The sequence below is a fragment of the Phycicoccus avicenniae genome (assembly GCF_018139485.1).
GTDB lineage: Bacteria > Actinomycetota > Actinomycetes > Actinomycetales > Dermatophilaceae > Phycicoccus > Phycicoccus avicenniae.
The window spans coordinates 240,530-264,988 of record NZ_JAGSNF010000004.1; the positions used below are offsets into that span (position 1 = coordinate 240,530).

Sequence of the window (24,459 nt, forward strand, 5' to 3'; positions counted from 1 at the left end):
ATGTCCGTGCGCCGCTTCCTCGGCGCCCTGCTCGCCGCGACGCTCACCGTCGTCGCGCCGGCGGGTGTCGCCGTGGCGTACGAACGACCGACCGTCGCCTTCTCCGGCGGCACGGCCACGATGCCCGGGTCGGGGCTGGCCCAGACGTGGACCGCGACCGGACAGTCGGCCCTGAGCACGACCTTCACCACCGTCGACTCGCGGGACGTCGTCGGGCAGTACTCCCCGAGTCTCGACGGCTCCACGCCCACGCAGTCGGTGACGACGTCGATGGCGGGCTGTCCCGTGAGCGGCGGCTGCACGAACCGGGGCACACTGTCCGTCGCGTTCGCGCAGCCGGTGACGGATCCCGTGATCCACGTGGCGGGCCTCGGCGGCTTCACCAGCTCGGGCACCAACGCGTCCGCCTTCCACGCGGTCCTCACGGCGACCACCCCGGGGGTCACGCTGACCCGGGTCGGCTCGAGCACGAACCTCCAGGTGACGAACGCCGGACGGACGGTCACCACGGTCAACGACTCGACGTCCGTCAACTGTGGCAGCACGGCCAACGGCGCCGCCGCGGTGGCGGGGTGCGGCTCGGTCCGGGTCAACGGGACGGTGACGACGCTCGAGTTCGCCGTCACCGGCGCCGCCGCCGTCACCTCCGGCACCGGTTTCGTGAGCAGCACCGCGGGGGACGCGTTCTTCGTCGTGGCGACGACCGGTGAGGACTTCGGCGACGGCCCGGCCTCCTACGACGGGTCGGACGCCGCCCGCGCGGCGGTGAGCGACGTCCGCCTCGGGACGCAGGTCACGGCGGACAACACGAACACCGCGAACTCCGCCACGAGCCCGCTCGCCTCCGCGAGCGCGACGAACGACTCCGGCGACGACGGCGTGACGATGGCGCCGATCACCCGCACCCAGACGTCCTACTCGCGCACGGTGGCGATCTCCGGCGCGAGCAAGGCGGGACAGGTCTGCGGGTGGATCGACCTCGACCGCAACGGGGTCTACTCGGCCGGCGAGCGGGCCTGTGCGCCGGTGTCCGCCGGTCAGACCTCCGCGACCCTCACGTGGTCCGGGCTGTCCGGCCTCTCGGCGGGCACGAGCTACGCGCGCTTCCGGGTCGGCTACACCGACGCCACCGCCTCGCCCCGCGGCGCCTCCCCCGCCGGCGAGGTCGAGGACCACACCGTCCAGATCGTCCAGCCCGCCCCGCCGACCGCGCGGCCGGACACGGCGAGCACCGCCCAGAACACCGACGTGACGCTCGACCCGGTCGTCAACGACGCGGCCGACCCGACGCTCACCCTCGTCCGCTCGAGCGTCCGTCTGCTCGACCCCGCGGACGGCCAGTACAAGACGTCCGTGACGGTCCCCGGGCAGGGGACGTACACCGTGGACACGGCGACGGGACGGGTCACCTTCGACCCGCTGCCCTCGTACACCGGGACGAGCACGGTCACCTACCGCGTCACCGACTCCGACGGCGGCACCGCGACCTCGACGATCGCCACGACGGTCACCGCCGTGACGCCGGTCCTGCAGAACGACACGCGCACGACCCCCTACGACACGACCACGACCGTCGGCGTGCTCGGCAACGACGCCCCCGGCGCGGCGAGCGCACCGCTGGACCCCACGACCGTCGTCCTGCGCGACCCCGCGACCGGCGCCTTCGGGCGGACCCTCACCGTCCCCCGGGAGGGCACCTACACGGTCTCCCCGACGACCGGTGCGGTGACCTTCGACCCGCTGCCGACGTTCTTCGGGACCGCGACCCCGGTGACCTACCGGGTGACGGACGCCAACGGGACGACCGCGACGGCGACCCTCACGGTGACCGTGACCGAGCCCGGTGACACGGTCGTCCGCCCGGACACCGCGGAGACCGTCCAGGACGAGCCGGTGACCCTGTCGCCGCTCGAGAACGACACGACGACGGCCGGGGTCTCCCTCGTCCCGTCCTCGATCCGCCTGCTCGACGCCGGCGGCGACCCCGTCATCACGCTCACCGTCCCCGGTGAGGGCGTGTACACCCTCGACCCGGCGACCGGGGTGGTCGCCTTCGACCCCGAGCCCGGCTTCACCGGCGAGGCGACGCGCGTCGGGTACCAGGTCCGCGACACCGCGGGCCGCACGGAGTCCTCGACGATCACCGTGACCGTCACGCCCGTCACGCCGCTCGCCCGTCCGGACTCGGCGACGACCCCCTACCTCACCCCCGTGACCGTGCCGCTCCTCGGCAACGACGCCGCGGGCGACCCCACCGCGCCGCTCGTCCTCGGCTCCGTCGAGATCCAGGACCCCGACTCGGGCGACTGGGTCACCGAGCTGACCGTGGACGGTGTCGGCACGTACACCGTCCAGGGGGACGGCTCCGTCGCGTTCGTCCCGGCGGAGGGCTTCGAGGGGACGACGGACCCCGTGGCCTACCGGGTCGCCGACGACAACGGCACCCTTGCGGAGTCGACCGTCACGGTCACCGTCGGCGCGGCCCCCGACGCGACCGACGACGAGGGCGCGACGATCCAGGACGAGCCGGTGACGGTCCCCGTCCTCGACAACGACGAGGCCGGCACCGACGCCACCCTCGACCCCGCGAGCGTCGTGCTCTACGACCCGGTCGCCGAGGCGTACGCCGACACCGTGACCGTCGAGGGCGTCGGGACCTGGACGGTCGACCCCGCCACCGGTGACGTCACCTTCGACCCGGAGCCGCAGTACACGGGGACCGCCTCGATCGGCTACCGGGTCACCGACAGCGACGGCAACACCGCCACCGCGAGCGTCTCCGTCGTCGTGGACCCGGTGGTGCCCGTCGCGACCCCCGACACCCGCACGACCCCGTACGAGACCCCCGTCGTCGTCCCGGTCCTCGGGAACGACGCCGCCGGCGACCCGAGCGCCCCGCTCGTCCCCGGCTCGGTCGAGATCCAGGACCCGGACACCGGCGCCTGGGTCACCGAGCTCGTGGTCGACGGACAGGGCACCTACACCGTCGACCCCGACACCGGGGCGGTCCGCTTCGTCCCCGCCCAGGGCTTCACCGGCGCCGCGACGGAGCTCGCGTACCGGCTGCTCGACGACAACGGCACCCGTGCCGCCTCCACGCTCCAGGTCACCGTGGCGACCCCCGACGTCCCCGTCGCGTCCCCGGACACCCGCACGACGGTGCAGGACGAGCCGGTGACGCTCGCCCCGCTGGCGAACGACACCTCCGACCCGCGCGCGCCCTTCCAGCCGGGCACGCTGCAGCTGCTCGACCCGTCGGACACGACGTACAAGGACACCGTGACCGTCGCCGGCGTCGGCACCTGGACGGTGTCGGCCGGCCGGGTCACCTTCGACCCCGAGCCGGACTACACCGGCGAGACGACGATCGCCTACCGCGCCCTCGACGAGGCCGGCCAGACCGCGGCGTCCACGATCACCGTCACCGTCACCCCGGTGACCCCCGTCGCGAGGCCGGACACCGCGACGACCCCGTACCTCACGCCGGTGGCCGTGCCGCTGCTCGCGAACGACGAGCCCGGCGACCCGTCGGCCCCCCTCGTCGTCGGCTCCGTGGAGATCCAGGACCCGGAGACCGAGGAGTGGAGCACGAGCGTCACGACCGACGAGGGCGTGTGGACCGTCGACGACGCCACCGGCGCGGTGATGTTCGAGCCCGCCGACGGCTTCGAGGGTCCGACGACCCCGCTGGCCTACCGGGTCGCCGACGACAACGGCACCCTCGCCGAGTCCACCGTCACCGTGACCGTCGGCGACGCCCCGGAGGCGAGCGACGACGCGGCGACGACGATCCAGGACGAGCCGGTCACCGTCCCCGTCCTCGACAACGACGACCCCGGCACCGGCGCCTCGCTCGTCCCGAGCAGTGTCGTGCTCCTCGACCCCGACACCGGGGAGCCGGCCGGCGGTGAGCTCGTCGTCGCCGGCGTCGGACGGTGGACGGTCGACGCCTCGAACGGTGTCCTCACCTTCGACCCGGAGCCGCAGTACCTCGGCACCGCCGAGATCGACTACCGCGTCACGGACTCCGACGGCAACACCACGTCGGCCACCGCACGCGTCGAGGTCACGCCCGTCACGCCGACCGCGAACCCCGACACCACGACGACCGGGTACCAGCAGCCCGTCACGGTCCCCGTCCTCGCCAACGACGAGGCCGGCGACCCGACCGCCCCGCTCGTGCCGGGGTCGGTCGAGCTGCGGGACCCCGACTCCGGCGACTGGGTCACGGAGGTCGTCGTGGCCGGCGAGGGCACCTACACCGTCACCGACGGCGGTGCCGTGGACTTCGTCCCGGACCCGGACTTCCTCGGGGCGGGCACCCAGCTCACCTACCGGGTCGCCGACGGCAACGGCACGCTGACGCAGTCGACCCTCCGGGTCACGGTGAGCGACCCCGACGCCCCCGTCGCGGACCCCGACTTCGCCGAAACCCTCCAGGGGGTCCCGGTCACCGTCACCCCGCTCGACAACGACGCGGCGGACCCGCGCACCGCGCTCGACGTCGCGACGCTCGCGCTGCTCGGGCCGGACGGCGAGCCCACCGACACCGTCACGGTCGACGGCGTCGGCACCTGGACCGTCGACGGCGGCGGTGAGGTCACCTTCACGCCGGAGCCCGGCTTCGTCGGCGACGCGAGCGTCGGCTACCGCGTCGAGGACGCGACCGGCCAGGAGGCGACGTCGGAGATCACCGTGACCGTCGCCCCCGTGACGCCGGTCGCCGCGCCGGACACCGAGCGCACCGACGCCTTCGTCCCGGTGACGATCGACGTCCTCGCCAACGACGCGGCCGGCGACCCGAGCGCCCTGCTGGACCCCGCGAGCGTCGAGCTGTTCGACGAGTCCACGGACACGTGGGTCACCACCCTCACGACGTCCGAGGGCACGTGGACCGTCGGCGGCGACGGGCAGGTCGAGTTCGTCCCCGCGGACGACTTCACGTTCGGCACGACCGCGCCGGTGACCTACCGGGTGGCCGACGGGAACGGGACCTTCGCGACGTCGACGATCACCGTGGACGTCGACCCGGTGCCCACGGTCGAGGACGACACGGTGAGCACGCCGCAGGGCGTCCCCGCCCGGGTCGAGGTCCTCGCGAACGACACCCCGGGCAACGGCCAGCCCTTCGTCTCGCCGGCGGTCGCCCTCCTGGACCCGCTGACGGGCGAGTACGTCGACGAGGTGACGGTGGCCGGTGTCGGCACGTGGACCGTCGAGCCGGACGACGCCGTGGTCTTCACCCCCGAGCCCGGGTACCGCGGGCCGGCGGCGATCGGCTACCGGGTGACGAACTCCGTCGGCAACACCGCCAACGGCACCGTCACCGTGGACGTCGCCGCGGTCGAGCCGGACCTCACGCCGGACTCGGCGAGCACGCCCTACGAGACGCCCGTGGTCGTCCCGGTCCTCGGCAACGACGAGCCGGGCGACGCCGACGTCGCGATCGACCCGACGACGGTCCAGCTGCGCGACCCCGCGACCGGTGAGTGGGTCACGACCCTCACGACCCGCGCCGGGACGTGGACGGTCGACCCGGAGACCGGGGAGGTCGGGCTCCTCCCGGCCCAGGGGTTCACGGGCTCGACCCAGGCGATCGCCTACCGGGTCGCGGACGCCAACGGCACGTTCGCGTCGTCGACCGTCACGGTGCTCGTCGGGACCCCCGACGTCCCCGTCGCCGTGCCGGACCCCGCGACGACGATCCAGAACGTGCCGGTGACGGTCGACGTGCTGGACAACGACCAGGCGGACGACCGTGCGCCGCTGCAGCCCGGCACGGTCCGGCTGCTGGACGTGGCGGACGGCACCTTCAAGACCAGCGTCTCCGTCGCGGGCGTCGGGACGTGGACGGTCGACCCGGCGACCGGTGCCGCGACCTTCGACCCGGTCCCGACCTACACCGGCACCGCGGGCATCAGCTACCGCGTCGCCGACGAGGCCGGCCAGGTGACGACGTCCACCGTGTCCGTCACGGTCGACCCGGTGACGCCGGTCCTCGCGCCCGACACCGCCTCCACGCCGTTCGCGACCCCGGTCAACATCCCGGTCCTCGCAAACGACCTGCCGGGCGACCCGAGCGCCCCGCTGCGCCCGCAGACCGTCCAGCTGCGCGACCGCGTCACCGGTGAGTGGGTGACGACCTACGAGCCCGAGAGCGGGCTGTGGCGGGTCAACGTCGTCGACGGCTCGGTGACGGTCACGCCCGCCGAGGGCTACACCGGCCCCATCCCGGACATCACCTACCGGGTGGCCGACGCCAACGGCACCTTCGCCACGTCGACGATCACCGTGACCGTCGGCTCGCCCCCGCAGGCCGCCGACGACCCCGCCGAGACGCTCCAGGGCGTCCCGGTCTCCCTCGACCCGCTGGCCAACGACACCCCGGGCACGGACGCCTCCTTCGTGCCGCCGGTCGTGCGGCTCGTCGACCCGATGGACGGCGCGCAGAAGGCCTCCGTCACGGTCCCCGGCGTCGGCACGTGGTCCTTCGACCCCGAGACCGGCCTCGTGACGCTCGACCCGGTCCCGACCCTCGTCGGCGACGCGAGCATCGACTACGTCGTCGTCGACTCCGACGGCAACGAGGCGTCGGCGACGATCACCGTCGCCGTGGGGGCGGTGACCCCCGTCGCGACGCCGGACACCGAGGACACGACCTACCTCACCCCGGTGCGGGTCGCCGTCCTCGACAACGACGAGCCGGGAGACGACAGCGCCCCGCTCGTGCCTGGGACCGTGCGGATCCAGGACCCGGGCACCGGTGCCTGGGTGACGTCGGTCTCCACCGACGAGGGCACGTGGACCGTCGACACCGCCACCGGCGAGGTCCTCCTCGCCCCGGCGGACGGCTTCTCCGGCGAGACGGCCCCGCTGGCCTACCGGGTCGCGGACACGAACGGGACGCGCACGGCGTCGACGGTCACGGTGACCGTCGGCACCCCGCCGGTGGCGGTCGACGACCGCGCCGAGACGATCCAGGACGAGCCGGTCACGATCGACCCGATCCTCGACGACGACCCCGGCTCGGGCACGACGTTCGACGCCGACAGCGTCGCCCTCGTCGACCCCGTGACCGGGCTGCCGACCGACGCGGTCGTCGTCGACGGCGTCGGGACGTGGAGTGTCGGGGACACCGGTCTCGTCACCTTCGACCCCGAGCCGGCGTACACCGGGACCGCGACCCTGCGGTACTCCGTGACCGACGGTGCGGGGAACACCGCGACGGCGCTCCTCGAGGTCGAGGTCTCGCCCGTCGTGCCGGTCCTCACTCCCGACACGGCGACGACGCCGTACCTCACCCCGGTCGTCGTCGACGTGCTCGACGACGACGAGCCCGGCGACCCGAGCGCGCCGCTCGTCCCGGCCGGACTGCAGCTGCAGGACCCGGAGACGGGCGAGTGGGGCACGTCGGTCACGACCGGGGCGGGGACGTGGACGGTCGACGGCGACACCGGCGAGGTGACCTTCGAGCCCGCCGAGGACGTCGAGGGCCCGCAGGAGATCGCCTACCGCGTCCCCGACGACAACGGCACCTACGCCGCGTCCACCCTCACCGTCACGGTGGGTGTCGCCCCGGTCGCCCGGGACGACGAGGACACGACGATCCAGGACGAGCCGGTGACCTTCGACCCGCTCGTCAACGACGACCCGGGCACCGGAGCGGCGTTCGAGACCTCGACGCTCGCGCTCGTCGACCCGGCCGGCGGCACCGCACAGGTCGTCGTCGTCCCCGGTGTCGGGCTCTGGACCACCGAGAACGGCCTCGTGACCTTCGACCCCGAGCCGCAGTTCCTCGGTGAGGCCGCGCTCGACTACGTCGTCGAGGACTCCGACGGGAACCCGGCGACGGCGACCATGGTCGTGACGGTCACCCCCGTGACGCCGACCGCCGAGCCGGACACCCGGTCCACGGCGTACGAGACGCCCGTGACGGTCGACGTGCTGACGAACGACACGGCCGGGGACGACACCGCCCCGCTCGTGCCCGGGTCCGTCGAGGTGCAGGACCCCGACACCGGGGCGTGGGTCACCGAGCTGACCGTCGACGGCGAGGGCACCTACGTCGTCGACGTGGGCGCCGGCACGGTCGTCTTCACGCCCGCGGACGGCTTCACCGGTGTCGGCACCGAGATCGCCTACCGGGTGGCCGACGACAACGGCACGCTCGCCGCCTCGACCCTGCGGGTCGTCGTCGACCTGCCCGACCCGCCGACCGCGGCCGCCGACACGGCGACGACCGTGCAGGACGTGGCGGTGACCGTCGGGACCCTCGGCAACGACACCGCGGGACCGGGCTCGGCCCTGCTCCCCGCCACCGTCGAGCTGCTCGACCCCGCCGACACGACGTGGAAGGACGCGGTGACCGTCGACGGCGTCGGCACGTGGACCGTGGACCCCGCGACGGGCGAGGTCACCTTCGACCCGGTCCCGACCTTCGTCGGCGACGCCGTCGTGGCCTACCGCGTCCAGGACGAGGTGGGCCAGACCGTGGCCTCGACGGTGACCGTCACCGTCGAGCCGGTGCGCCCCGTCGTCGTCGACGACACCGCGACGACACCCTTCGGGACGCCGGTCGAGGTCCCCGTCCTCGCCAACGACACCCCTGGGGACCCGAGCGCGCCGCTCGTCCCGGGCTCGGTCGAGATCCAGGACCCCGCGACCGGGGACTGGGTCGCGACGGTGACGACCGGTGAGGGCACGTGGACCGTCGACCCGGACACCGGCACGGTGACGTTCGAGCCGGCGGACGGCTTCTTCGGACCGTCGACGCCGCTCGGCTACCGGGTCGCCGACGAGAACGGGACCCGGGCGGGCGGCACGGTCACCGTGACCGTCGGCGCCGCGCCGGTCGCCGCGGACGACTCCGGGTCGACGATCCAGGACGAGCCCGTGACGCTCGACTTGCTCGGGAACGACGTGCCGGGCACCGCCGCGGACCTCGTGCCGGGCAGCGTCCGGCTCCTCGACCCGGCGACCGACACCTACGGCGACACCGTCACGGTGGACGACGTCGGGACGTGGACGGTCGACCCGGACACCGGTGCCGTCACCTTCGACCCGGAGCCGGGGTACACCGGCACGGCGTCGGTCGACTACCGCGTCGAGGACTCCGACGGCAACACCGCGGACGCGACCGTCTCGGTCGTCGTGACGCCGGTGGTCCCGGTGGCGGTCGACGACTCCGCCCGGACCCCCTCCGAGACGGCGGTCGACCTCCCCGTCCTGGACAACGACACGGCGGGTGACCCCACCGCGCCCCTGGACCCGACGACGGTCGAGCTCTACGACGTCGCCCGGGGGGCCTGGGTCACGACCCTCGTCGTGCCGGGCGAGGGGGAGTACACGGTGGACCCGGGCACGGGTGTCGTGTCCTTCACCCCGGCCGACGGGCTCCAGGGCGTCACCGAGGCGCTCGACTACCGGGTCGCCGACGGCAACGGCACCCTCGCCCGGGCGTCGCTCACGGTCTCGGTCGGTGACGCACCCGTCGCCGCGGACGACACGGCGACGACGTCGCAAGCCCGCCCGGTCACGGTTCCGCTGCTCGACAACGACACCCCGGGCACGGACGCGACGTTCGACCCCGCCACCGTCGTCCTCGTCGACCCCGACACCGACGAGCGGGTGACCACCCTCGTCGTCGACGGGGAGGGCACCTGGGAGGTCGACCCGGCGACGGGCTCGGTGACCTTCACGCCGGAGCCCGGCTTCACCGGGCGGACGACCCCGGTCGACTACGAGGTCACCGACAGCGACGGCAACACCGCCGGGGCGTCGGTCGCCGTCGAGATGACGCCCGTCGTCCCGGTCGCCACCGACGACACGGCGACGACGCCGTACCTCGTCCCGGTGACCGTCGACGTCCTCGCGAACGACCGGGGTGGTGACGGCGCGACCGCGCTCGACCCGACCACCGTGCGCCTCTACGACCCGGAGGCCGAGGAGTGGGTCACCACCCTCGTCGTCGACGAGGTCGGGACGTGGACCGTGGGCGACGACGGCACGGTGACCTTCACGCCCGCCGAGGGCTTCTCGGGCCCGGCTCCGGCGGTCCGGTACCGCGTCGCCGACGTCAACGGCACGACGACGACCGCCTCGGTCACCGTCGTCGTCGCGGCACCGCAGGGTGCCGCGGCGGAGCCGAACGTCGTCACCGGGCGGCCCGGCCAGCCGGTGACCCTCGACCCGCTGGCGAACGACGTGCCCAGCGACGGGGCGGCGTGGGACCGCTCCTCCCTGCAGCTGCAGGACCCCGTGACGGGGGAGTGGAGCCGTCGGGTCGTCGTCGAGGGCGTCGGGACGTGGGTCGTGAACGACGACGGCACGGTGACGTTCACGCCGGTCGAGGGCTTCTCCGGCACCGCGGCCGTCCCGTACCGGGTGACCGACACCGCCGGGGTCACCGTCGTGTCGACGCTCACGGTCGTCATGCCGGCCGGGCCGGGCGATCCGGGTGACCCCGGCGATCCGGGCGACCCCGGTGACCCCGGCGACCCCGGCGATCCGGGTGAGCCGGGTGACCCGGGTGACCCCGGTGACCCGGGCCGCCCCGGGGCCCCCGGTGCGCCGGGCCGCCCCGGCACCCCGGCACCGCCGATGGCCGGTCCGGGCCGGCTGGCGCAGACCGGGACCGACCCCGCCGGTCTCCTCGGCCTCGGGCTCCTCCTGCTCGTCAGCGGCGCGGGAGCGGTCCTGGCCGCCCGGCGGCGCGGAGAGGCCGGCTGAGACCGCAGCGACCGGGCCTCCGACCACCTCCCGTGGTCGGGGGCCCGTCCGTGTCCGGGCTGTGTCGGGCACCCCGCAGGGACCACGGTGCGAGCGTCGCCCGGACCCGTGTACGCCGAGGGCGAACGGGCGCGCCGACCGGAACATCGGGGCGCACGATGGACGTTGGCACCCCCGTAGATGCGCTCCGCCCGACGTTCAGCCCTCGACAGGGGCCCCGGGTCGTCGGACGGCGCGACTAGCATCGAGGGGACTCGACGTCAGGAGTAGCACCATGTTCGAACGGTTCACCGACCGGGCCCGCCGCGTGGTCGTCCTCGCCCAGGAGGAGGCCAGGGGGCTCAACCACAACTACATCGGGACCGAGCACATCCTGCTCGGCCTCATCCACGAGGGTGAGGGCGTGGCGAGCAAGGCCCTGGAGAGCCTCGGCATCAGCCTCGAGGCGGTTCGCGAGCAGGTGCAGGAGATCATCGGTCAGGGCCAGCAGGCCCCGACCGGTCACATCCCGTTCACGCCGCGGGCCAAGAAGGTCCTCGAGCTCAGCCTCCGCGAGGCGCTGCAGCTCGGCCACAACTACATCGGGACCGAGCACATCCTGCTCGGCCTGATCCGCGAGGGCGAGGGCGTGGCCGCTCAGGTCCTCGTCAAGCTCGGGGCCGACCTGTCCCGGGTGCGCCAGCAGGTCATCCAGCTCATCTCCGGCTACCAGGGCAAGGAAGGCGCCACCCAGGGCGCCGGTGCCCCCGCCGGTGGTCCGGCCGAGGGCACGCCGTCCGGCTCCCTCGTCCTCGACCAGTTCGGCCGCAACCTCACCCAGGCCGCGCGCGAGGGCAAGCTCGACCCGGTCATCGGTCGCGAGAAGGAGATCGAGCGGGTCATGCAGGTGCTGTCCCGCCGCACGAAGAACAACCCCGTCCTCATCGGCGAGCCCGGTGTCGGCAAGACCGCGGTCGTCGAGGGGCTCGCCCAGGACGTCGTCAAGGGCGAGGTTCCCGAGACCCTCAAGGACAAGCAGCTCTACACCCTCGACCTCGGTGCGCTCGTCGCCGGCAGCCGCTACCGCGGTGACTTCGAGGAGCGGCTGAAGAAGGTCCTCAAGGAGATCCGCACCCGCGGCGACATCGTCCTGTTCATCGACGAGATCCACACCCTCGTCGGGGCCGGTGCGGCCGAGGGCGCCATCGACGCCGCGAGCATCCTCAAGCCGATGCTGGCCCGGGGCGAGCTCCAGGTCATCGGGGCGACGACGCTCGACGAGTACCGCAAGCACATCGAGAAGGACGCCGCCCTCGAGCGGCGGTTCCAGCCGATCCAGGTCGCCGAGCCGTCGCTCGCCCACGCCATCGAGATCCTCAAGGGCCTGCGCGACCGCTACGAGGCCCACCACCGCGTGTCCATCACCGACGCCGCGCTCGTCGCGGCGGCGAACATGGCCGACCGGTACGTCAACGACCGCTTCCTCCCGGACAAGGCGATCGACCTCATCGACGAGGCGGGCGCGCGACTGCGCATCCGCCGCATGACCGCTCCGCCGGACCTGCGCGAGTTCGACGAGAAGATCGCGGGCGTCGTCCGCGAGAAGGAGTCGGCGATCGACGGGCAGGACTTCGAGAAGGCCGCGCGGCTGCGCGACGACGAGAAGAACCTGCGCAACGAGAAGTCCAAGCGCGAGGCCGAGTGGAAGGCCGGCGACATGGACGTCATCGCCGAGGTCGACGAGGAGCTCATCGCCGAGGTCCTCGCCGCGTCCACGGGCATCCCGGTGTTCAAGCTCACCGAGGAGGAGTCGAGCCGGCTGCTCCACATGGAGGACGAGCTGCACAAGCGCGTCGTCGGCATGGACGACGCCATCAAGGCGCTCTCCCAGGCCATCCGGCGCACCCGGGCCGGCCTGAAGGACCCGCGCCGTCCCGGTGGCTCGTTCATCTTCGCCGGCCCCACCGGTGTCGGGAAGACCGAGCTCGCGAAGACGCTCGCCGAGTTCCTCTTCGGCGACGAGGACAGCCTCATCCAGCTCGACATGTCGGAGTACAGCGAGAAGCACACCGTCTCGCGCCTCTTCGGCAGCCCGCCCGGGTACGTCGGCTACGAGGAGGGCGGCCAGCTCACCGAGAAGGTGCGGCGCAAGCCGTTCTCGGTCGTCCTCTTCGACGAGGTCGAGAAGGCCCACCCCGAGATCTTCAACAGCCTCCTGCAGGTGCTCGAGGACGGCCGGCTCACCGACTCCCAGGGTCGGATGGTCGACTTCAAGAACACCGTCATCATCATGACGACCAACCTCGGCACCCGGGACATCTCCAAGGGCACCCTCGGCTTCTCGGCCGGTCAGGACTCGCGCAGCGACTACGACCGGATGAAGGCCAAGGTCAACGACGAGCTGAAGCAGCACTTCCGGCCCGAGTTCCTCAACCGTGTCGACGACACGATCGTCTTCCCGCAGCTGACGCAGGCGGAGATCGTCCAGATCGTCGACCTCGAGATCGCCAAGCTCGACACGCGACTCAAGGACAAGGACATGGGCATCGAGCTCACCCCCGCGGCGAAGAACCTCCTCGCCACGAAGGGCTACGACCCGGTCCTCGGCGCCCGGCCGCTGCGCCGCACGATCCAGCGCGACATCGAGGACGTCCTGTCCGAGAAGATCCTCTTCGGCGAGCTGAAGTCCGGCGAGATCGTCGCGGTGGACGCCACCGGAGAGACCAAGGACGACGGCTTCACCTTCGAGGGCGCGCCGCACAGCCGGGGGATCGACCTCCCGGTCGTCGCGGCGGAGGCCGGCGAGAACTGACCCCCACCGAGCACGCACCGAGGCCCCCGACCGGCGACGGTCGGGGGCCTCACCCGTGGTCGCCGTGGGCACGAGAATGGCATCGACGCCCGACGAAAAGGGCCGCGGCGCGGGTGCGCCACAAATCCCCGCGGATCGGTGGGAATCGCGAAACGGGCCCCGACCTGCATCGACGTTCGCGCCTCCTCGTCACGCGGCGGCCCGCTGCCGCAGCCGATCCCGCAGGTCCGGGCCCGGCAATTCCGCCGGGATGGAACACAAAAGTGTCGGAACTTTGCACGTTCTTTACCCGCCGGACGCCATTCGTGCCCCATGATTGGGAATGCAAGGGCCTCCGGGGCACCTTGCAGGGCGGCCCGCTACCACCCCTGCGGTGGCGGGCCGCCGCCATGTCCGGACGCGGCGGCCCGTGCCTCGCCCCGCGACTACGCTGCTGCGGTGACGTCCGAGCCCCCGCCGCCCACGGCGTCCCCGGCACCCGCGACCGGTGACGACCTGCCCGACCGGGTCCTCGTCCGCCCCGCCCGGACCGCCGACGTGCGGGCCATCCGGGCGCTCGTCAGCCCGCTCGCGGAGACGCGGGTGCTCCTGCAGAAGGAGGCCGTCGGCTACTACGAGACGGTCGGGGACTTCGTCGTCGCGGAGCGGGACGGCGTCGTCGTGGGCTGCGGGGCGCTGCACGTCCTGTGGGAGGACCTCGGGGAGGTCAGGACGTTGGCCGTGGAGGCAGCCCTCGAGAACCGGGGCATCGGCTCCGTCATCCTCGAGCGTCTCGTGACGCGTGCACGCGACCTCGGCGTCTCCCGACTGTTCTGCCTCACGTTCGAGACCGCGTTCTTCGCCCGACACGGCTTCGAGCCGATCGAGGGCCAGGCCGTCGAGCCGGACGTCTACGCCGAGCTGCTGCGCTCCTACGACGAGGGCGTCGCGGAGTTCCTCGACCTCGAACGGGTCAAGCCCAACACCCTCGGCAACACCCGCATGCTCCGCCGGCTCTGAACCGCGGACGGCCGCACGCGGTCGTCCGGCGGGTCCTGCCGCACCGGGGGCCGGCGGTCAGCCCGGGCGCTCCGAGGACGTCGCGGGCTCGGGACGCTCGTCCGAGCCGAGCGGGTCACGTGGCCCGACGGCACCTCGGTCCTCGCGCGACCGCGCGTCGCGTCCGGTGCCCGCCCGGGGGCGCCGGAGCGCACGGACCGCGCACCACCCGAGCCCGACGAGGAGCAGCAGAGCGAGGACGACGACCGCGGCGCCGAGGGGGAGCGCCCAGTCCGCCCGGGACAGCACGTCGTCGGCGACCGCCCGGGCCGGGTCGACCTCGCCGGCATCGAGGAGGGCGACCGCCTCGTCCGCCGACGCGTCGACCCCGAGCAGGCCCGCGCCGAGCGTCGTGAACGGGTCCCGGTCGGCGCTCGCGACGTCCCGGGCGGCGCCCACGGCCGTGATCGTGCGGGCCGCGGCGGGCAGCGTGTCCGCGAGCGCTGTGTAGTCGTCCTCGTACTCGGCGTCCTCGTAGAAGTCACGGACGGCGTCGGGCACCCCGAGCCCGGTCGTGCCGGCGGCGTCCTGGACCGCCATCGCCTGCGGCGCGAGGTCGGCGACGGCCTCGCGCACCGCCCGGGAGCGGTCGAACTCCCACTCGGTCATCGCGTCCCGCAGTCCCTCCGGGGGCAGCCACGCCCCGTCGGCGGCGTCGAGCTCGGCGTACGCCTCACGCTCGCGGGCGCGGGGCTCGAGGAGCTCCTGCTGACGCTCGGTGAGCACCCATCGGGCGTAGGTGTCGGGCCCTGTCGTGACTCCTCCCCGGGTCTCGACGAGGTCGAGCCAGTCCTGCCACGAGGTCCTGCCGGCCCCGGGGTCGACGACGCCGTCGGGGTCGTAGGCGCGCTCGCCGCGGACCGCCGCCCCGACGACCGCGGCGAAGGCGTCGTCGTCGAGGTCGCCGAGGAGGTCGGTCATCACCCGGTGGGCCGCGGGGTAGGCGTACTGGTCGACCTCCCCGGACCGGGCCCCGGCGTCCCCGGACCAGGCGTTGAGCGGGACGGCGAGGTCGGAGCCACGGGACACCGACGGACGCTCGGCCCGGTCCCGGTCCGTCGCGACGACGGCCCGCTCGGCGACGACCTGGGCCAGCCCCTCGTAGACCCACCGCTCGTCGAAGCGGTCGCCCGACAGCCAGGCGTGGGACAGCTCGTGGAAGATGAGGTCGGCGTCGAGCTGCTCGCCGACGACGATCTCGTCGCCACCGGGGTCGAACCAGCCGTCGTAGCCCTGCACGGAGGGGCCGGCGTCCTCCCGGATGCGCTGGAGCCCACCGGGCCACTCGTTGCCGACGAGGCGCTCGAGGGTCGGGATCCCCTCGGACACGGCGTCGGAGACGAACTCCGCCCACCGGTCGTCCCCGGGGAAGGCCTCGAGGACGAACGCGAGGTCGCCGACGTCGACGGTCGTCTCGCTGACGACGCTGGTGTCCCGCAGCGACACCAGGGCCCACAGGCCGCCGTCCTCGTCGGGCGCACCGGTCGCCTCGTGCGTCGTCGTCTCCCCGTCCGAAGGCTGGGACGAGAACCCGTCGTACGTGCTCGTCAGGGTCATCGCCCGGGGGGCGACGACCCGCACCGTGTTGTCCCCGGCGTCCCCGGGGCCGTACGCGACGAACGTCGCGAAGCCCGGACCGACGCGGGTGAAGTCCTCCGAGCGCGGCTCCTCGCCGGGGACGTCGAAGGTGAGGGTGATGTCGCGCGACTGCCCGTAGAGCAGGTTGGGGAACCCGATCCGGGCGATGGCGACGCCGGGGTCCTCGGTGCCGCTCAGGGAGACCGACAGCGCGGTGCCGCCGCTCACGGCGCCGAGGTTCTCCGCGCCCGCCGGCACCGGGAGGGTGAAGGCGTCGAAGTAGTACTGGTAGACCCCGTCGGACTCCCGCTGGTCGGGGGTGACGTTCGCCAGCTCCATGTCGATGCGGGCGCGGACGAGGCCGGACTCGTCGTCGACCGTGTAGGTACTGCTCGCCCCGACGGTGAGCCCCTCGGTCGCGGCGGCCGGCCCGGCGGGCACGACGAGGCCCACGACGGCGACCGACGTGACGACGACGGTGCCGACGAGGCGGCGGACGGCTCGCGACATGGGACCCTCTCGGATGCGACTCGTCCGGCGCGTGGCACACGGACGTCCCCCGTCGATGGTAGGTGGTCGGGGGCCGCGCGTCCGCCGGTCGGAACCCGTGGGCGCCCTCAGCTCGCCTTCTTGGCTCCGGATTTCTTGGTGGCGGGCTTCTTCCCGGTCGTCTTCTTCGCCGTGCCCTTGCTCGTCGTCTTCTTGGCGTCCGACGAGCCCTTGCCGCCGCTCTTCGACGCGGCGGTCTTTTTCGTCGTGGCGCCCTTCGTCGACGACGTCCCCGAGCCGGAGGTCTGCGAGCCGCTCGACTCGCCGCGTGAGGCCTTCGCCTTCTCGACCGACCGGGAGAGCGCCGCGAGGAGGTCGACGACCTCGCCGCCCTCGTCCTCCTCGGCCGCGGCGACCTGCACCTCGCCACCCTCGACCTTGGCCCGGACGAGCTCCTTGACGGCGATCGCGTAGTCGTCCTCGTACTCGCCGGGGTCGAAGTCGCCGGCGAGCTGGTCGATGAGCATCCTCGCCATGTCCATCTCCTGGGACGAGGCCGACTGGTCCTCGTCGAGGAGGCCGAAGTCGCCGCTGCGGACCTCGTCCGGCCACAGCATCGTCTGCATGACGATGACCCCGTCGCGCACGCGCAGGACCGCCATCGTCATGCGGGTGCGAATGGACACCGTGACGATGGCGACCCGCTTCTCGGTCTCGAGGGCGTCGCGCAGCAGCACGTACGGCTTCGTCGCCGACTTGTCGGGCTCGAGGTAGTACGACTTGTCGAGCCACATCGGGTCGATCTGGTCGGCGGGGACGAACTTCGTGACGCCGATCTCCTTCGACGTCCTCGACGGCAGGTCGGCGAAGTCCTCGTCGGTGAGCACGACCATCTCGCCGTCCTCGGTCTCGTAACCCTTGGCGATGTCGTCGTAGCTGACCTCCTCGCCGTCGATCTGGCACACCCGGCGGTAGCGGATCCGTCCCCCGTCCTCACGGTGCACCTGCCGGAACTGGACGTCGTGGTTCTCGGTCGCGGAGTAGAGCCGGACCGGCACGTTGACGAGGCCGAAGGAGACGGCGCCCTTCCAGATCGCTCGCATCGTGACTCCCTGTCTCGCTCGCCCGCCCGGTCGCGACGGTGCTGCCCAGCGTAGGCCGCCGGAGGACGGGACGTCAGCCCCGCGGTGACCCGGCGGCGGCCAGGGCCCGCCCGACGACGGCGTCGAGCGGGGCCGGCGGGTGCTCGGGGTCGAGCAGGTCCGCGAGCCGGGCGGCGAGCCGGCGCTTGCGGCCGGACCCGGACCCGGCGAACCGGTGCAGCTGCTCGCGCGGGTGACGGTCGCGCCACTGCGGCATCTGCGCGAGGCTCTCGAAGGCGCCGATCTCGCCCATCGCCCGCACTTCGGCGAGGACCGCCCCCACCCCGAGCCCCCGGATGAGCACCTCCTCGAGGTCCCGGTCGCAGACGAACACCCCGTACCAGCCCAGCTCCTCGGGTGACTCCGCGCGCACGCCGTGCCGCCGCAGCGCCCCGGTGGCGAACCGCGACTCGGGGGCGTCGACGAGGACGAGGACGTCGGGCGCGGGGCCGCCGAGCGCGTCGAGGTGCCGCGCGAGGTTCGTCACCCCGGCCATGGGGACGACCTCGACCACGTCCGCCCCGGTCCGCGCCGCGAGGAGGCGGCGCACGACGACGGCGTCGCTCTCGCCCTCGACGAGGACGACGGGACGGCGCTCCATGCGGGGACGCTACCGCCGTCCCCTCCGGGGCGGGGGCGGGCAGGATGGGGGCATGCGCCCGATGCTCGCGACCGCCGCCGACGCCCCGCCGGCCGGTCCCGACTGGGTGCACGAGGTGAAGTGGGACGGGATGCGCGTGCTCGTCGACGTCCGCGACGGCCGGCTCACCGTGACCAGCCGCACCGAGCGGGACGTCACCGCCGCCTTCCCGGAGCTCGACGGGATCGCCGACACCTACGACGACCTGCTGCTCGACGGCGAGGTCGTCGCCCTCGACGAGGGGTTGCCGAGCTTCCACGCCCTCACCGAGCGGATGCACGTGGGCGAGCGTCGCCGTGCCGAGACCCTCGCCAGGAGCCGGCCGGTGACGCTGTTCGTCTTCGACCTGCTGCGGCTGTTCGGCCAGGACCTCACCGGTCAGCCCTGGACCGCGCGGCGCCGGCTGCTCGAGGAGCTCGAGCTCGACGGCCCGTCGTGGCACGTGCCGCAGGTCCACGACGACGGCGAGGCGCTGCTGCGGGTCACCGCGGACCAGGGACTCGAGGGCGTCGTGAGCAAGCGCCGCTCGGCCCGGTACCTCCCGGGCCGCCGCTCGCCCGACTGGCGCAAGGTCCCGCACCGACGGACGTACTCCGTCGTCGTGGGTGGCTGGCGGCCCGAGGCCGGGTCGGGCGCGTCGTCGGCGGGACGGCTCGGCGCGGTCCTCGTCGGCCTGCCCGACGGGGCCGGCGGCTGGCGCTACGCCGGTCGGGTCGGGTCGGGTCTCGCGGGGTCGGCCGGGGTCGCCCTGCTGCGCAGGGTCCGCGCGGCCGGGGCGGGGTCGTCGCCGTTCGTCGACGAGGTGCCCCGCGTCGACGCGGACGGGACGCACTGGGTGGAGCCCCGCGTCGTCGTCGAGGTCCGCACCCTCCAGCTGACGAGCGGGCACCGCCTGCGCCAGCCGACCTACCTCGGGGTGCGGTCCGACCTCGCCCCGGACGACCTCCAGGAGGTCGGCGATGGCGGGTGAGCCGACGGTGACGCGGGTCGAGGTCGGCGGCCGCCGGCTCAAGCTCACGAGCCTGGACAAGCCGATGTACCCGGCGACCGAGACGACGAAGGGGGAGGTGCTCGACTACTACGCCCGGGTCGCCGACGTCCTGCTGCCGCACCTCGCCGGGCGCCCGGTGACCCGGGTGCGGTGGCCGCACGGGGTCGAGGACCAGTCGTTCTTCGAGAAGAACCTCCCGAGCGGCGCGCCGTCGTGGCTGCCGCGGGTCCCCGTCGACGACGTCACCTACCCTCTCGTCCCCGGGCTCGCCGAGCTCGCGTACCTCGTCAACCTCAACTCCCTCGAGCTGCACGTCCCGCAGTGGACGGTCGACGACGACGGGGCACGGCGCAACCCGGACCGGCTCGTGGTCGACCTCGACCCGGGGAAGCCCGCGGGCCTGCACGAGTGCGCGACGGTGGCCCTGCTCGTCCGGGACCGGCTCGCCGCCCTCGGGCTGGAGCTGTACCCCGTGACGTCCGGCAGCAAGGGGATGCAGCTGTACGCGGCGCTCGGCGGGGACCTCACGTCCGACCAGGTCCGGGACCTCGCGCAGCAGCTGGCCCAGGAGATGACGAGGAAGCATCCCGACCTCGTCCTGTGGCGGATGACGAAGTCGCTGCGGCCGGGGAAGGTCTTCCTCGACTGGAGCCAGAACGTGGCGGCGAAGACGACGATCAGCCCGTACTCCCTGCGCGGACGGGAGCTGCCGCACGTCGCGGCCCCCCGGACCTGGGAGGAGGTCGAGCGCGGCGCCGAGGACCCGGGGGCCCTGGAGCAGGTGATGCTCGACGAGATGCTCGACCGGCTGGAGGAGCACGGCGACCTCCTCGCCGACCTGCCCTGACGTCGGCCGGCCGGAACGGGGACGGCCGCATCGAGATCGGCAGCACGCAGAGGATCGTCGTGCGTCACCTGGGTGCTGCCCGATCTCGACGAGTCCGGTCAGGGGGTCCCGACGTACGACGGGACGAAGAACTGGCCGTTGTTGAGCCGGAACGGCAGGTCGGCGCCCGCGAGCAGCCGGGTCTCGCCGTCGCGGGTCTCCGCGACCGCCGTCTCGAAGACGTTGGCTCCCTCGTGGAAGGTCGACAGCGACGCCGACACCGAGGACTCGGTGTTGCGGACGACCGGCCTCTCCGGGTCGAGGTCCCAGCCGCCGTGGTAGACGTTGAAGATCGCGCCGAGGATCTCGGTGCGCCCGCCCTCCTCGGTCTCGAAGACGGTCCACGGGCCTTCGGCCTTCACCCCGAACAGCCACACGTCCCCGCCCCGGTTGAGGATGTTCGGCTGCCCGTACGCCGGGTTCGCGAAGCGGACGAACGCCGTGACGTGGTCGAAGACGAAGGCGGTCTTGCCGAGCTCGGGCTTCTTGAAGGCCGTCCGCGCCGAGCAGCTGTCGAGGAACACCGTGCCGCCGCGCACCGAGTTCCGGTACATCGGCCCCTGCTGGAGGTGGACGTCCTGGAGGACGAGGGTGCGGGTGGAGGCGTGGTCGACGAAGTACGCCAGCTTCGTCTCGTTGGCCCAGCCGAAGTGCCGCTCGAGCATGAGCGGGGACGAGCCGTCGCCGACCGCGAACATCCCCTGGTCCTCCGCGAGGCCCGCGCCGGCCAGCACGTGCGTGTACATGAAGTTGACGCGCTCCACGGACCCCGGGATCGTCACCGTCCCGTCGAGCTTCCAGACGTGGTTCGGCGGGAACCAGACGACCGGCTTCCCGGCGTCCATGGCCGACTGGACCGCCGCCGTGTCGTCGGTCTCGCCGTCGCCGACGGCGCCGTGGTCGAGGACGCTCTCCCACTGCGAGAGGTCGTCCGGCCACGGCCCGCGGGGGCTCTCCTGCACCGGGAGGGCGAGCGAGGTCGTCCGCGACTGCTCGAACAGCGTCGCGACCGGTGAGGAGACGTACTCCGAGACGTTGTTGCCGGCCACCGCGACCGAGCCCGCACGGCGGACGGCGTAGGCGTACCCACCCGTCGTGAGGTCCCGGGCGAGCAGCTGGCCGTCCTGGGAGTCGATCGCCGGCAGCGAGCCGTCGCGCCCCTGGAGGAAGGACTCGACGATGACGAGGTGTCCTCCCTCTCCGGTGACCCGCGCCGCCGCGCCGGGCATGTCCCCGACGATCCGTCGGGCGGAGACGCACGAGTCGACGCACTCGATGCCGGAGACCCGCTGACCGGTCATCCGCACGCCGTCGAGGACGACGAGGTAGCCCCGCGGGGTCTCGCAGTGGAAGCCGTGGTCGAAGCCGACGAGGTCGAGGTCCTCGTAGGTGCCCTGGGTGACCCAGATCGGCAGCGACACCGCCTTGACACCCTCGCCCTCGGCGGCGCGGATCGTCACGTGCCGCACCGAGGCGTTGTTCGCCCCGCAGAAGAGCAGGCCGGTGGCTCCGGGGTTGCCGGACCCGGTGTCGATCGTGAGGTTCTGGACGTAGTTCGAGGCCACGGTGCCGTTCCGGTAGCCCTTGGCGAACGAGAGGACCGGCTTGTCGGCGCCCGGTCCGAACCCGGCCGAGCCGTCCGCGAGCCGGATCGTCACGCCGTCGCGGCTCTGGCCCTGGAACCGGATCCGGGCGTTGTTCTCGTTGTCGTTCGGCATCGTGTCGTACGGCCCGGAGTAGACGACGGTGTCCGACACGAGGTACTCGCCGTCGGGCAGGTAGATGATGTTCTGGCTGGCGTCCGGGTCGTTGCGGGTGTCGAGGTAGCGCTCGTGCACGAGGTCGTAGGCGGCGACGAGCGCGGCGGTGTCGTCGGTGACGCCGTCGCCCTTGGCGCCGAAGAGACGCTTGACGTCGATGACACCCACGTCGTCGACGGTCTTCGCGTACGCCTCCTCGGGGAAGACGACGTTCTCGGACCAGTCGCTGCGACCGGTCACCCAGTCGCGCCGGCCACGGCCCGGGCTCGGGGGCCGGTCGGCGGCGGCAGGACCGGCGGCCGCCACGACGGCTCCGCCGGCGCCGAGCGCACCGAGGAGCAGTCGCCGGCTGGGTCGCGGGCCGCTCGTGGTGAAGATGGGGACGTTCATGGTCGGACCTCTCCGTCCTGTGCGGTGGTGCGGTGCGGGATGCCGGGTGGGCAGAGGCGGGCGCCTCGCGAGGGGCGCCGCGGGGGCGGCGCGAGACGAGCCGCCCCCGCAGCCGTTGCTCACTCCTCGTCGTCGTCCGGGCCGTTGTCCGGGACGGGGCACTCGGTGGGGGAGTCCCCGGGGTAGAGGTCCCGGGTCGAGTAGTCGTAGCAGGTGATGTCCTCGTCGTCCCCGGGCACCCGCAGGACGAGGTCGGCCGGGACGCCGAGCTCCGCGGCCTCCTCGCTGCCGGGAGCCGGCCACGTCGCGATGACCCGCTCGGTGATCATGTCCTTGTAGTCGTCCGTCACGACGTCCGGTGCCGCGTCGACGACGAGCCCGTACTCCGCGACCCAGCCGGCGATGCGGTCGAGCGTCTCCTCGGAGGCCCCGTAGCCGCTCGGGATGCCTTCGGCGGGGCGGAAGTCACCGTTCTCCGGGTCGACGAAGACCGAGTCGACGGCCGTGATGCCGTCGGGGAGCTCGTCGCCGGGGACACGGACGGCGTAGTTGTCCTCGACACCCGTCGCGGGGTCGTCGAAGGACTGGAGCGTCAGGTGACCGTCGGTGGCGTGGAAGAGGTTGTGCGTGATCGAGTCCGAGACCGACGACTGCAGCGACAGCTCGCCGTTGGCCGGGACGGCCTGGGTGTTGTGGAAGAAGCTGTTGTTCCGGATGACGCTGCCGTCCACGGTGTTGAGCCCCAGGCCGGCCTTGCCGTTGAGGACGGCGACGTTGTCCTCGGCGAGGAACCTCCCGATGAAGGTCCGGGCGTTGTTCTGCATGTGGAGGCCGTTGCCCTCGTCGATCTCCATCGTCACGAACCCCTTGCGGAAGACGTGCGAGATGTTCGAGGACTGGTTGCCGAAGACGAAGTTCCCCGTCATCCGGATCCCGAACGTGTCCGGATTGTCGCCCTCCTCCGAGGCCGGCTTGGAGTTGCTGAAGCCGTGGGTGCCGGCGGTGGAGTACCAGGCGTTGTCGTAGACGAGGTTGTCCTCGCTGAACACGTACGTGCCGCCGTTGTTGCTCACCCCGGCGCCGGGGAAGTGGTGTACGACCATGTCGCGCACGGTGATCCGGCGTGAGCCGTTCATCGCCAGACCCCGGGCGCCGACCGGGGTCGAGAGCGCTTTGCCGTTCCACCAGGTCTCGAGGGCCTCGTCGATGCTCAGGTCGGCCGCGGTGCCCTCGAGCTCGAGGCCCTGGATGGTCCAGTGCTGCGACTGACGGACGAAGATCCCGTTGACGTCGGACTTGAGGGTCGCGTACTCGTTGCCCCAGTTGCGCAGGGCGAACGGCTTGGTGAACGTGCCGTTCTTGCCGTTGATCCGGATGAAGTTGTTGTCCCGGGTGCCGTCGAACGGCTGCCCGTACTCGGGGTTGGTGTACGTCCCGCCGCGGACGTAGATCGTGTCCCCGGGCTCGGCCTTGCCGACGGCCTTCTGGATGTCGCCGAGCGGCTCGTCGGGAGTGCCCTTGCCGCTGTCGGCGCCCCCGGGCGCGACGTAGATGCCGTCCGGCATGGCGTGGTCACTCGTGCGGACCTTGAGCTTGAGCGTCTTCGTCTTGCCCGAGGGGTAGGTCACCGTCATCTCGTGCTCCCCGACCTGGTCCGGCCACGGGGTCCAGCGCAGGTACCCGCTGCGGTCCTGGGCGCGCAGACCGGTGGGGGCGCCGTCGACGCCCCACGTCCCGTCCGCACTCGCGTAGGCGTCACCCGGAGGGACCAGGACACAGGCGAGCTCCGAGCCCGCCGGGATCTCGAGGTTGTTCTCGCACGGCGGAGGGGCGCCCTCGTCGAGGGCGACCGCGCGGTCGGGTGCGGTGACGAGCACGCCGCCGGCGAGGGCCACGCCGAGGGTCAGTGCCAGGGGACGACGGGTGACCGTCGCGGACGGTCGTGGACGGGTGGAGAACATCGTTGTTCCTTCCGGGAGCCGGTGGCAGAATTACTTATCCTGATGTAGAAAGTATTGATGCAACA

10 protein-coding genes are annotated in these 24,459 nt (G+C 72.9%); 5 read left to right on the forward strand and 5 right to left on the reverse strand.

Annotated features, from left to right (window positions below; all coding sequences use genetic code 11):
• The 3 genes from KC207_RS05120 to KC207_RS05130 all read left to right on the forward strand — a co-directional run bounded on the left by KC207_RS05120 (position 1) and on the right by KC207_RS05130 (position 14,518).
• On the forward strand, positions 1-10,728 hold the full coding sequence (locus KC207_RS05120; RefSeq protein WP_211601820.1) for an Ig-like domain-containing protein: 10,728 nt from the start codon (positions 1-3) through the stop codon (positions 10,726-10,728).
• A gap of 274 nt (positions 10,729-11,002) precedes the next feature.
• Positions 11,003-13,519: an ATP-dependent Clp protease ATP-binding subunit gene (locus KC207_RS05125; RefSeq protein ID WP_211601821.1), complete on the forward strand. Its 2,517-nt coding sequence runs from the start codon at positions 11,003-11,005 to the stop codon at positions 13,517-13,519.
• Positions 13,520-14,014: 495 nt separating this feature from the next.
• Positions 14,015-14,518, forward strand: a complete 504-nt coding sequence (locus tag KC207_RS05130) for an amino-acid N-acetyltransferase (RefSeq protein WP_249138578.1) — start codon at positions 14,015-14,017, stop codon at positions 14,516-14,518.
• Between the two features lie 57 nt (positions 14,519-14,575).
• On the opposite strand, the gene KC207_RS05135 is transcribed toward KC207_RS05130, so the two are convergent.
• From KC207_RS05135 to KC207_RS05145, 3 genes are all read right to left on the reverse strand, one after another.
• On the reverse strand, positions 14,576-16,645 hold the full coding sequence (locus tag KC207_RS05135) for a hypothetical protein (protein ID WP_211601823.1): 2,070 nt from the start codon (positions 16,643-16,645) through the stop codon (positions 14,576-14,578).
• Between the two features lie 107 nt (positions 16,646-16,752).
• The gene (gene ku / locus KC207_RS05140; protein WP_211601824.1) at positions 16,753-17,727 is read right to left on the reverse strand and encodes a non-homologous end joining protein Ku; all 975 of its coding nucleotides are present in this window, start codon (positions 17,725-17,727) and stop codon (positions 16,753-16,755) included.
• Between the two features lie 73 nt (positions 17,728-17,800).
• Positions 17,801-18,367 carry an ATP-dependent endonuclease gene (locus tag KC207_RS05145; RefSeq protein ID WP_211601825.1) on the reverse strand — a complete coding sequence of 189 codons (567 nt, stop codon included), beginning with the start codon at positions 18,365-18,367 and terminating at the stop codon, positions 17,801-17,803.
• Positions 18,368-18,419: 52 nt separating this feature from the next.
• Here KC207_RS05145 and ligD (KC207_RS05150) point away from each other — a divergent pair, with 52 nt between their 5' ends.
• Positions 18,420-19,376, forward strand: coding sequence for a non-homologous end-joining DNA ligase (gene ligD, locus KC207_RS05150; protein ID WP_211601826.1), 957 nt, complete (start codon positions 18,420-18,422; stop codon positions 19,374-19,376).
• Complete coding sequence (gene ligD, locus KC207_RS05155) at positions 19,366-20,244, forward strand: non-homologous end-joining DNA ligase (protein ID WP_211601827.1); 879 nt, start codon at positions 19,366-19,368, stop codon at positions 20,242-20,244. Before ligD (KC207_RS05150) ends, ligD (KC207_RS05155) begins: the two co-directional genes overlap by 11 nt.
• A gap of 98 nt (positions 20,245-20,342) precedes the next feature.
• On the opposite strand, the gene KC207_RS05160 is transcribed toward ligD (KC207_RS05155), so the two are convergent.
• A complete protein-coding gene (locus KC207_RS05160) occupies positions 20,343-22,433 on the reverse strand; it encodes a glycosyl hydrolase family 28-related protein (RefSeq protein WP_211601828.1) in 2,091 nt (696 codons plus the stop codon).
• Positions 22,434-22,552: 119 nt separating this feature from the next.
• Complete coding sequence (locus tag KC207_RS05165) at positions 22,553-24,394, reverse strand: right-handed parallel beta-helix repeat-containing protein (RefSeq protein WP_211601829.1); 1,842 nt, start codon at positions 24,392-24,394, stop codon at positions 22,553-22,555.
• Between the last annotated feature and the right edge of the window lie 65 nt (positions 24,395-24,459).

Excerpts from the sequence above, each read along its gene's own strand:
- KC207_RS05120 (WP_211601820.1), top strand. The coding sequence starts at position 1 with ATGTCCGTGCGCCGCTTCCTCGGCGCCCTGCTCGCCGCGACGCTCACC.
- KC207_RS05125 (WP_211601821.1), top strand. The coding sequence starts at position 11,003 with ATGTTCGAACGGTTCACCGACCGGGCCCGCCGCGTGGTCGTCCTCGCC.
- KC207_RS05135 (WP_211601823.1), bottom strand. The coding sequence starts at position 16,645 with ATGTCGCGAGCCGTCCGCCGCCTCGTCGGCACCGTCGTCGTCACGTCG.
- ku (WP_211601824.1), bottom strand. The coding sequence starts at position 17,727 with ATGCGAGCGATCTGGAAGGGCGCCGTCTCCTTCGGCCTCGTCAACGTG.
- KC207_RS05145 (WP_211601825.1), bottom strand. The coding sequence starts at position 18,367 with ATGGAGCGCCGTCCCGTCGTCCTCGTCGAGGGCGAGAGCGACGCCGTC.
- ligD (WP_211601826.1), top strand. The coding sequence starts at position 18,420 with ATGCGCCCGATGCTCGCGACCGCCGCCGACGCCCCGCCGGCCGGTCCC.
- ligD (WP_211601827.1), top strand. The coding sequence starts at position 19,366 with ATGGCGGGTGAGCCGACGGTGACGCGGGTCGAGGTCGGCGGCCGCCGG.
- KC207_RS05160 (WP_211601828.1), bottom strand. The coding sequence starts at position 22,433 with ATGAACGTCCCCATCTTCACCACGAGCGGCCCGCGACCCAGCCGGCGA.
- KC207_RS05165 (WP_211601829.1), bottom strand. The coding sequence starts at position 24,394 with ATGTTCTCCACCCGTCCACGACCGTCCGCGACGGTCACCCGTCGTCCC.